The organism is Winogradskyella psychrotolerans (assembly GCF_018860545.1).
Taxonomy (GTDB): domain Bacteria; phylum Bacteroidota; class Bacteroidia; order Flavobacteriales; family Flavobacteriaceae; genus Winogradskyella; species Winogradskyella psychrotolerans_A.
Genome location: NZ_JAHKPN010000045.1, coordinates 24,590 through 34,186, shown reverse-complemented (window position 1 = coordinate 34,186; position 9,597 = coordinate 24,590). Strand labels below are relative to the sequence as shown.

Sequence of the window (9,597 nt, the reverse complement as noted above, 5' to 3'; positions counted from 1 at the left end):
CAAACTAAAGAAACACGTTAGCTACAATTACCAAAAAAAAATGAACTATATCAAAGCAAATTGGAACGAAACACGCGGAGACGAAAATGATAGTTGGGGAACTTCAATCTGGTTTCTGGAATTAGATGATGAAAATTTTCCATCAAGACAAATTGAAGTTTATCAAAATGGAAAAAGATTGAAATACGATACAGTTAACTCTCAAGATAAATTTGGAATGTTGGGAGACCAATCAATGGATATTGATAAAATAAATGGAATGAACGGAATTGAAATCACTCGTGCCAAATTTGAATCGGAATGGGACACTTAAAATTTATGATTAAAACATGCCAACGTTGTGTGAAAAGGGGTTATCAAGTTCCTGAATTTACTCTTGAGGAGAAAAAAACTCTTCTGGAATTAAAAGTTAATCAAAAATTCATGCAAGTAATTCAAGAAATAAGAACTTTGTATGATGTAGAAATGATAGACGCTAAATTTTCATTAATGCATATAAACGAAGTTTATGGGAAGTGTAACCGCTGCAATGTGGATTATTTGAAAGAAGAATATGTAGAATGCCCAAAATGCAAATCTTTGAATTTTAATTGGAACATCAAAAACAAATAACTGTACCTAACACCGTGTATAATTAATTGCTAGGTTCTAACCTACTTACGAAAGTCCTCGCAACAAATCATATACAAACGCGTTAGCAGTAATATAACCTAACCTCAAACAATGCGATATTTATTAAGTTTTTTCCTTTTTTTGGTGTTTCTGAATTGTCAAAAAAAAGATAATAAACCTGAATTTATAAAAGCAAAAATCATTTCTTCAAAAATTGACAGTTTAAACTCTAAAGAAAAAGTAGAAGAATATATAAGAGGTTTAAGCTTTCCTATTATTGAAAACTTTGAACTACAAAAATTAGATTTGACTCATAATTTCTTGGAAAAATTTGAACTAAAAAAAATAGCTGATTTTAATAGAGAATTTGATAGTATCACAAAAATAATTGCAGACTCTTTAAACATTTCGAAAAGTTTTTATCTAATGGATATTGATAATAATGGATTTACAGATTTAATTATAATTGGAGACGATAAAGGTTGCAATGGTGGACATGATGGCTTTGACCAATCTTGTGATTTTAGTGCTTATTGTTTTATGAATTTTGGAAATAATAATATTAAGCCAATAGACCTAATATTAGAAAACTCAGTTCACAAATCAATAGTACCAAAATTTTCAAAAAACAAAGGTTTACCATTATTAGAAATACACGAACCAGCAGAATTTAACTGGAAAAAGGAAAAAACATCTAGCTACAAAATGTTTGAATTGACTTATGAATTTGGTTCTTTAATTGAGTATAATGATAATCCGCAAATTTATGACATTGAAAAGGTTGAATTTAAAACTGAAACATCTGGTTACAAACATCCTCATTTTGAAATTTTAATAAAAAATGACCAAACCGCTTTGTTAGATGCCAAATATGGGAATTCAATTTATGAAAATACCAAAGTGTATTTTAGAGACACAATTCCAGAACTTAAAGGAAAATTTAGAACCAACATAAAAAATAATGATTATGATAATTTAGTTAACATTTTAAATTATATAGACTTTCCAAATATGGAACACCAATACTCAATAAATAGATTACATACAAGAAATTGTTCATTAAAAATAACATATAACAATGGAAAGGTCAAAGAAATAAAAGATTATGGAATGGTTGGAACTTATGGTTTGAGAAAAATTTATGAATTATTATTTGATTTTAGGTTTAATCAAAATTGGAAAGAAAATACTACAGCCAACACCGTGTATAATTAATTGCTTGGTTATCGCCTACTTCCGAAAGTCCTCGCAATAAACCATATACAAACACCTTGGCCGTCATTTAAGAAAATGAATAGATTTATATCATACGAAGGATTACCAATAAGCTCTGGAGGTGCTCATTCTATAGGCAGAAAAGCACCAAAAATGAATTATGACAAAACGTTAGAATTTCTGAACTTATTCGCTGATAAAGCGCAACCTAAATCAATCAAATTGACTTTATTCGAATCGGAAAAAAAAGAATATTCTGCTCTTAAATTATTACCCAACTTTACTTTGAAATTTGGAATTCCAAAAACAAGAAATGACGGTTGGTTAAGAACTTGGACTTGGAATCTCAACGAAAAAGATATTGAAAAAGGTTTTGAGGCGCTTGAATTAAATAATGAATTACCAAAAAATCCTGCTGGACCAATAAATCTTGATTTTTACTGGAACTTTCATTTTATAGACCCAAAAACCCGCAAAGTTTTACCGAATCAAGAACTGATTCCTGAATTGGATTTCAGAATAAAAAATTCTCGGATATATTTGAGATTATCAAAACAATCGTCTATTTCAGTTTGGTTTGCGCTTCCTTTTGAAAAAATAAACAAATATGAATTGGAATTTATTCAAGATTTAAAGTCTAATTTGCCATTTAAAACATCTGACAAACATTGGAGAATTTGGGAAAAATCAGACAAAGAAAATTGGACACCAAGAAAAATAGAAATAAAAAACATCAGCTAACACCATGTACAATTACTTGCTAGGTTCATCCCTACTTGCGAATATTTCTACAGAATTTTCAAGGGTTCGTAAAAGTTTGCTAACTTAGTCGCTAAACCACACTACACCCGAGCGCAGCGCACAGACGAAGTAAATCACATACATAAACGTTGTGTGTCATTTAAAAGCAACGTAACTCCACAAGATCAGAGTTCACTAATTATGGCATTTTTAATTGATGATATTTGCAAACCTAAACAAAGAAAATGAAATTATTTGTAGCAATTTTACTACTGACTTTCTCTTTTGGATGCAAATCTCAAAGCAAACCGGAAAAAACTCAAACCGAGAAACCAACTGAATTAAAACCACCTTTTAGCAATCAAGGGGAACAGGAAGATTATTGGACACAGGAATTTTTTAAAGATAAGTACGAAAAACAAATACATGGCAAGTTTACTGACAAAATCGAAATCCTTAACGAAAAAGAGCTTTTAGATGGACACGGAAAATTTATAGAATTTGTAAATGAAATACAATTTGGAAATAGAACAGTAAATATTCATTTACCTGATTTAAAATATCAGCCCATTTTTAAAACTGGAATTTTATATCCAGAATTAATTAGTGAATCTAATTTTGACATTGGAGCTTTCGAAGAACTGAATTTTCTCTCGCATTCTGTAAATGTGAAAAGATTTAGAATGTGGATTTTTTACGAAAAACGCGCAAATCCCGAAGTTTATCTTTTTGAATTAACAAACAACAAAGCAATGGGAAAAACAAATTTTGCAGAGTTTATAGAAAATGCTGAATTAACTTTTATCAAAAACGGTTGGATAATAATATAAAAAACGAACGTCATAAAAGAAATGAAAGGAATTGAATATATAGAAACGGAAAGAACTATAATGCGTAAACTGACAACAGAATACGCTATTGATTTCTATACTTTAAATCTTGACGAAGAAGTCTTAAAATTCACAGGAGATAAGCCTTTTGAAAATTTACAGTCTGCTGTTGACTTTTTGGCTAACTATGACCAATATCAAAAGTATGGAGTTGGACGACTTGCTGTTATTGACAAAGCAACTTTAAAATTTATTGGTTGGTGCGGACTTAAATACAGTCAAGACAAAAACGAATATGATATTGGGTTCCGATTTTACAGAAATTATTGGAATAGAGGGTTTGCGACTGAAACTGCAAAAGAATGTCTTGATCTTGGTTTTAGCAAACTACAAATTGAAAAAATAGTTGGTAGAGCAATGAAAGAAAATATCGGCTCAATCAAGGTTCTTGAGAAAATTGGAATGACATTTAAAGAAAATTTTGACTTTGATGGACAGCAAGGAGTCATTTACGAACTGTAAAAATATGAATAATGTCTAACCGCTAACACCATATCAAATTAATTGCTAACTTTAGTACTTAAACACAACTAATCTTATATAAACACGCTTGTAAACAAGCTATAAAACAAAAACCTATGATTCATTTAATTTGGTCAATTATTAATTTAATTATGGTTTTATACTTTCTATATCTGATTGTTGGATTTATCAAAAAAGGTAAACGAATTTTCAATCCTAAATTCAAAGTTATTTCAATATTTGTCATGGTAATTGGAATTGTTCAAGTAATTTCTGCTGCTAATTCGAAAGAAAAAACGAATCGAATTACAATATCAAACAACTATAACAAAAAGAACTTTTCAAAAGTAGAAAAAGTAACACTCGAAGATAATTTGACTTTTGATATAAATATGCACATAATATATTCAATTGAACAGACTGAATTGATTCCCATAGAAAGTAATAGTTTCTTGACTGGATTTGTTAGCGGTTACGAATGGGAATTTACATCGATTGAAACTACCAAATCTAAACAAGCGGAATTTATTGCTAACGGTGTTTTGAAATGGAATCTTTTCGGAATTACTGTATATAACGAATCAAAAACCTTTAGCGGAATTAAAAAATAAAAAAAGTCAATTTACAACACCATGTACAATTAATTGCTAGATTCATCCTTACTTGCGATTATTCTTGCGGAATATTCACAGGTTCATAAATGTTTACTAACTTAGTTGCTGAACAACCCCATTGACCATGTACCTTATCCAATATTGAAATCCTGCTAATGAAAAGTTCAACCTTATTAATACTATTTTGCGTGGCTCTTTTTATCTATTCAATTTATGATATAAAAAAAAGTTATTCGGCCTTTAGAAATTCACTCGATTTTATTTCAATAACTATATTCATTACGAGCGTTGGCGGAATTGTTTTATCAATAGTACTATTATTCTTGCATTTTTTCGGATTTATACCTTACAATGAATAACCATTTAAATCATTTATCCAACATTTGAAACTTCTCACCAAATCTATGTCTGAAAACTTTATAATAGTTGAAAATGTTAATCAAAAAGAATTAGAAAGTATCTTAATGGATTTAGCTAATCTGTATTCAGATACTGAATTTGCTAACGGAATTCAATTGTATAGAAAAAAGAATCACTACGATTCATTTTTAATCCTCTTTTCGAACCAACCAGATTTTAAACGATTTAACTTTTTTATTAATTACATTCAGTACCCAGTTGAGCACAAGCAGTTTTCACCTTATTTAAGAGGCTTTTATAAAACATCTGATATTCATCCGTCAACTGAATTTAATGTCGGAAATTGGATAATGGTTTACGTTTCTAAAAATGATAATGAATATGATAATGTCAGCCTAGTAAATGAAAAAGATGACAATTATTTATATGACTTTGGAGGAAAAATAAAAAAACTTAAATCTATGGAGGAAATGTTTAAACTGAAAACTTATGATTTAAGTAATTATTATCATATAATTGATATAGTTCCCTATAAAACGGTTGAGAATTTGGAACAAAAACCTTGGTGGAAATTCTGGTCATAAAAGACGTTATAACGCTCTTCTTTTTCTATTTAAATATAATTAAACACGTTCTAAATAATACATAAAAATACTACAAACAAATTGAAAAAACGACGTTTACCAATACTAGGAATCCTGATTTTAATCGTTATTGTTTTTTTAGCATCTAAAAAAATTAATCTAAATCCGAACTATGAAATCGGTCAAAAAATTGATAGTTTGAATGGTGTTGCTGTTTATTATAATGGTGGAGTTGGACATGTGGACGGACGTGCGTTAGCGGATGATGGATATAATCTTGGACTAAAATATCAGTGTGTGGAATTCGTAAAACGCTACTACTACAAAAAGTTAAATCATAAAATGCCTGATACTTATGGACACGCCAAAGATTTTTTTAACTCGCAAATCACCGACGGAACAATAAACAATCAACGGAATTTAAAGCAGTTTAAAAATCCAAGCAAATCAAAACCAGAAATAAATGATTTAGTAATTTACTCAGAAACATTATTAAACAAATATGGACACGTTGCAATTATTTCTAAAGTCACTAAAAACGACATTGAGATTATTCAACAAAACCCTGGGCCTTTTGGAAGTTCACGAGAAACATACGACCTGATACATAAAGATGGAAAATGGCAAATTGGAAACAAGCGAATTTTGGGCTGGTTAAGGAAATAAGTACGATTTACACTCACTACTAGTTCTAGCCGACTTACAAAAGTCTTCACTGACTTTAAATGTGCATTTTTTTTTACTAACTTTAATCCTTAACCACGCAAGCACGCATAGACAACAATACTGATAATATTTTGAAGAAAATCTGTAACACATATGAGAATTGAAATACAAATCATTAAAACACAAATGAGATGAAAAAAACAACTAAAAGAAAAACACTAATTCTATTATCTATTGGAATATTAATAATTGCGACTTCACAAGTATGTTCTTATTACTTTGCGTTACCTGATTTAGCGAGAGGTTCTTTTATGGGAATTGGAGTTGGATTATTATTAACAGCCTTAATTTTTGGAAATATGAAGCCTGCACGACGTTAGTATTGGCTACATAGACCAGAAAAATAATTTATAAATTGTAAGATCATTTAATACAAATGTTTTGACAGCATTGAAATTGAAATTCAGAATTGCAAATCAAATTCCAAAATTAATTCGATAACGCATCGTAGCTAAAGAAAGCTTATATCTAAAATCTATTTCTCATGGCGTCTTTCGGCATAGTCATAGCCTTCTTGCCACCATTTTTCCATTAATCGTTTACTAAAAATCAATGAGTTCTCAGTTAAACTTGTTGGTGTGTAGTATAAATTGAGTTTAACATTTTTATTTCGAGCCGCTAATTTTCCGATAATGATATCATTTCGCTCAACCTGATCTAACAAATGCCCAAACAAACTAATCATTAATGAAAACGGATTTTTACCCAATACTTTCTGTTTCCCTAAAGTTTCAGCTTCCAAAACAATAGCATCTACTTCCGTTGCACCACGTTGAATAGCTTCTCTAATAGGAATTACAGATCCTAAACCTCCATCTGCATATTCGTAACCATCCACTTTTGCCAAGGACATAAACGGGATATAATTACACGAAATCCATATCCAATTACAAAATTCCTCATAAGAACAGTCTTGAATTGATTTATATTCCACACGATTCATAGATAAATTAGAAACCGTTACCACAACATCGTGCTTCTCTTTTCTAATTTTCACGTACTCCTCATAAGTCACGTGTTTTCTAATATGTCGTCGTAGCGCCTTACTTTCTCCAAACGTTCGTTTACGTCTTATAAACTGCCATAATGAGTTTATAAAATCAATTGATACATACTCCCTATCCCCTTTTTTATGTTGTACAAATGGGCTAATGCTAAAAATATTATGCTGCTGTACATTGGTAAAAATATCATAGAGTTTACCAATCTCATTTACCGCCAAATGGGGCACCAACAAACTTCCCGTTGAAGTACCTAAAAACATATCGTAATTATGCTTTTCGCGCTCAATTAAGTATTGTGCCACTCCACCAGCAAATGCTCCTTTGCTTCCACCACCAGATATTACTAATGCTCTCATTAATCTTCTTTTTTATCTAGTTTTTCGGAAAATTCTTTAGCAAACTTAACCAATCTCCAATTATGATGTGATTTTGCTAATTCTAAGTTAGATTGACATGCTTCATTGCATGAATTTATAAGGTTTAAATAATTGAAGGCTTTTATTCTTACATCGGCATTATACTTTTCATCTGTAAACCCTATCAACTCATTAAACAATTCTTGCTTATTATCCGCTTCATAATACGGCGTACTTAAGTTGAGAACAATCCAAAGCATGCGTACATTTTTATCATTGAAGCCTATTATTTTTCGGGTTTTAGAAAGGTATTTAGAGCGTTCTAAAGGAAAATTAACCCAAAGATTATATAAAGCATTTTCTATAGTAACATACGATTTATCATCTAACAACGATTCATAATCATCTTTTAAAGCTTCTGGTATTTTAGTGACATGCTCCGAAATAGCTTGTCGTACTTTTAAACTGTTCTTAAACACATCCGAAGTCACTAATGATGGCATTTGCGAAATCACTTTTACTTTTGCTTCATCGGACACGTAATATTTGAGATATTCAGCACATTTTGATGTTTTCGCTTCACAATCCACCATCGCATATTCATTAATAAATGTAGATTGTCGCTTCAAAATTGCAAAAGCCTCTTCATAAGGAAATGCTTTATTTTTAATCCAGTAATTTTCAAAATGAGCTAAGGATTGACCGTACAGATTCTCCACTTCTTTAATAAAATCAGAGGTCTCAACATTTGAAAATTGATGCTTTTCTAAATAGCGCTTCACCGCTTTCTTAAAAATAACATCTCCAACCTGTTTTCGTAATGCGTGCAAAACCCAAGCACCACGTTGATAAAATGTTAGACTACTCGATTTTGGATCTAAAAGCGATGTTCCGTTTCCTGTAAGGTCTTGTCGACTTAATTCTAAAACCGACTCTAAAAGCTTAAAATAAAAATAGTTATCACCAAAAACATCGCGTTCTGCTAAAAGTGCATAGTAGGTCGCAAAACCTTCTTGTAACCAATGATGCTCTCCTGATTTTGCGGTTACCAAATCACCAAACCATTGATGCGCGAGTTCGTGTGCATTAACGTTGACATAATTTTTATCATTAAACCCTATATCATCTACCACAAACGCATCCGAAAAAATAGTTAGACTTGTGTTTTCCATACCAGCATAAAGAAAATCATGTACTGGCACTTGCTTGTAGATCTGCCATGGATAAGGAAACCCAATTTCATTTTCTAGAAAATCGAACATCTGTTTAGAATACCGATATGTAGATTCAACGTTTAAAGAGTCTTCTGGATAATAGTAAAACTCCAGAGGAATTCCGCTTTTGGAGGTTTCCGTTGTTTTATTGTATTTACCATAAACCAGAGCTAATAAATAACTAGACATCGGTTTTTGCATTTGATAAGAGGTCTTCATTAATCCATCTGGTAAAGGACTGTCAACCGTATTTAAACCATTAGATATAAAGGTGTATGCAGGATCTCTTACCGTGCTTAAATTAAAAATAATTTTATCATTAACATCATCTAAACTAGGAAACCAATGACTTGTAAATTTACCTTGACCTTGCGTCCACACCTGAGGCTCATTCTCTCGCTTTAGAAAATATAATGCTTTTTTAGGCTTTACCGAATAATCAAAATAGACTGTATAAGATTCGCCTTTTTTAAACTGATATTTAAAATAAATTTTATGGTCTTCATAGGAAAAGTCTAGCGGCTGAGCATTAGATTCACCTACTCTAATCTCCACATTTTCAAATGTCATATTCACCGCATTTAAAAAAATAGAATCTGTAGCTTTAATAATATCGAGACTGTACGAAACTTTACCTTTCACTGTTGAAGAATCTAAAACAGTAGCAAGTAAGCCATTCGCTTTTTTATAATCCACATAATCAGTTTGCTGAGCGTAGCATAACCCTGAAATAAAAACACAAAAGGCAATAAAAATTTTCTTCATAAAACTAAACTGAACAAGAATAAGACCAAAATACAATTTTATACCATTGCAAAG

At 30.8% G+C, this 9,597-nt stretch carries 12 protein-coding genes; 10 read left to right on the top strand and 2 right to left on the bottom strand.

Annotated elements, in window-relative coordinates; translation table 11 throughout:
• From KO515_RS15415 to KO515_RS15370, 10 genes are all read left to right on the top strand, one after another.
• A partial coding sequence (locus KO515_RS15415; RefSeq protein ID WP_215937234.1) for a DUF6881 domain-containing protein occupies positions 1 to 313 on the top strand: 313 nt, incomplete at its 5' end.
• A complete protein-coding gene (locus KO515_RS15410) occupies positions 301 to 612 on the top strand; it encodes a hypothetical protein (protein ID WP_215937233.1) in 312 nt (103 codons plus the stop codon). The genes KO515_RS15415 and KO515_RS15410, both read left to right, overlap by 13 nt.
• Before the next feature lie 111 nt (positions 613 to 723).
• Positions 724 to 1,827: a hypothetical protein gene (locus KO515_RS15405; RefSeq protein ID WP_215937232.1), complete on the top strand. Its 1,104-nt coding sequence runs from the start codon at positions 724 to 726 to the stop codon at positions 1,825 to 1,827.
• 75 nt (positions 1,828 to 1,902) lie between these two features.
• The gene (locus KO515_RS15400; RefSeq protein ID WP_215937231.1) at positions 1,903 to 2,568 is read left to right on the top strand and encodes a hypothetical protein; all 666 of its coding nucleotides are present in this window, start codon (positions 1,903 to 1,905) and stop codon (positions 2,566 to 2,568) included.
• A 245-nt stretch (positions 2,569 to 2,813) separates the two neighbouring features.
• The gene (locus tag KO515_RS15395) at positions 2,814 to 3,398 is read left to right on the top strand and encodes a hypothetical protein (protein WP_215937230.1); all 585 of its coding nucleotides are present in this window, start codon (positions 2,814 to 2,816) and stop codon (positions 3,396 to 3,398) included.
• A 21-nt stretch (positions 3,399 to 3,419) separates the two neighbouring features.
• Positions 3,420 to 3,920: a GNAT family N-acetyltransferase gene (locus KO515_RS15390; RefSeq protein ID WP_215937229.1), complete on the top strand. Its 501-nt coding sequence runs from the start codon at positions 3,420 to 3,422 to the stop codon at positions 3,918 to 3,920.
• A gap of 116 nt (positions 3,921 to 4,036) precedes the next feature.
• A complete protein-coding gene (locus KO515_RS15385) occupies positions 4,037 to 4,531 on the top strand; it encodes a hypothetical protein (protein ID WP_215937228.1) in 495 nt (164 codons plus the stop codon).
• A 407-nt stretch (positions 4,532 to 4,938) separates the two neighbouring features.
• Complete coding sequence (locus KO515_RS15380) at positions 4,939 to 5,478, top strand: hypothetical protein (protein WP_215937227.1); 540 nt, start codon at positions 4,939 to 4,941, stop codon at positions 5,476 to 5,478.
• A gap of 81 nt (positions 5,479 to 5,559) precedes the next feature.
• On the top strand, positions 5,560 to 6,144 hold the full coding sequence (locus KO515_RS15375) for a CHAP domain-containing protein (RefSeq protein ID WP_215937226.1): 585 nt from the start codon (positions 5,560 to 5,562) through the stop codon (positions 6,142 to 6,144).
• Positions 6,145 to 6,335: 191 nt separating this feature from the next.
• A complete protein-coding gene (locus KO515_RS15370; protein ID WP_215937225.1) occupies positions 6,336 to 6,524 on the top strand; it encodes a hypothetical protein in 189 nt (62 codons plus the stop codon).
• A gap of 155 nt (positions 6,525 to 6,679) precedes the next feature.
• On the opposite strand, the gene KO515_RS15365 is transcribed toward KO515_RS15370, so the two are convergent.
• Both KO515_RS15365 and KO515_RS15360 read right to left on the bottom strand, forming a co-directional pair.
• A complete protein-coding gene (locus KO515_RS15365; protein WP_215937224.1) occupies positions 6,680 to 7,564 on the bottom strand; it encodes a patatin-like phospholipase family protein in 885 nt (294 codons plus the stop codon).
• The gene (locus KO515_RS15360; RefSeq protein ID WP_215937223.1) at positions 7,564 to 9,543 is read right to left on the bottom strand and encodes a M1 family metallopeptidase; all 1,980 of its coding nucleotides are present in this window, start codon (positions 9,541 to 9,543) and stop codon (positions 7,564 to 7,566) included. The genes KO515_RS15365 and KO515_RS15360 overlap by 1 nt, the downstream gene beginning before the upstream one ends.
• Positions 9,544 to 9,597: the final 54 nt, after the last annotated feature.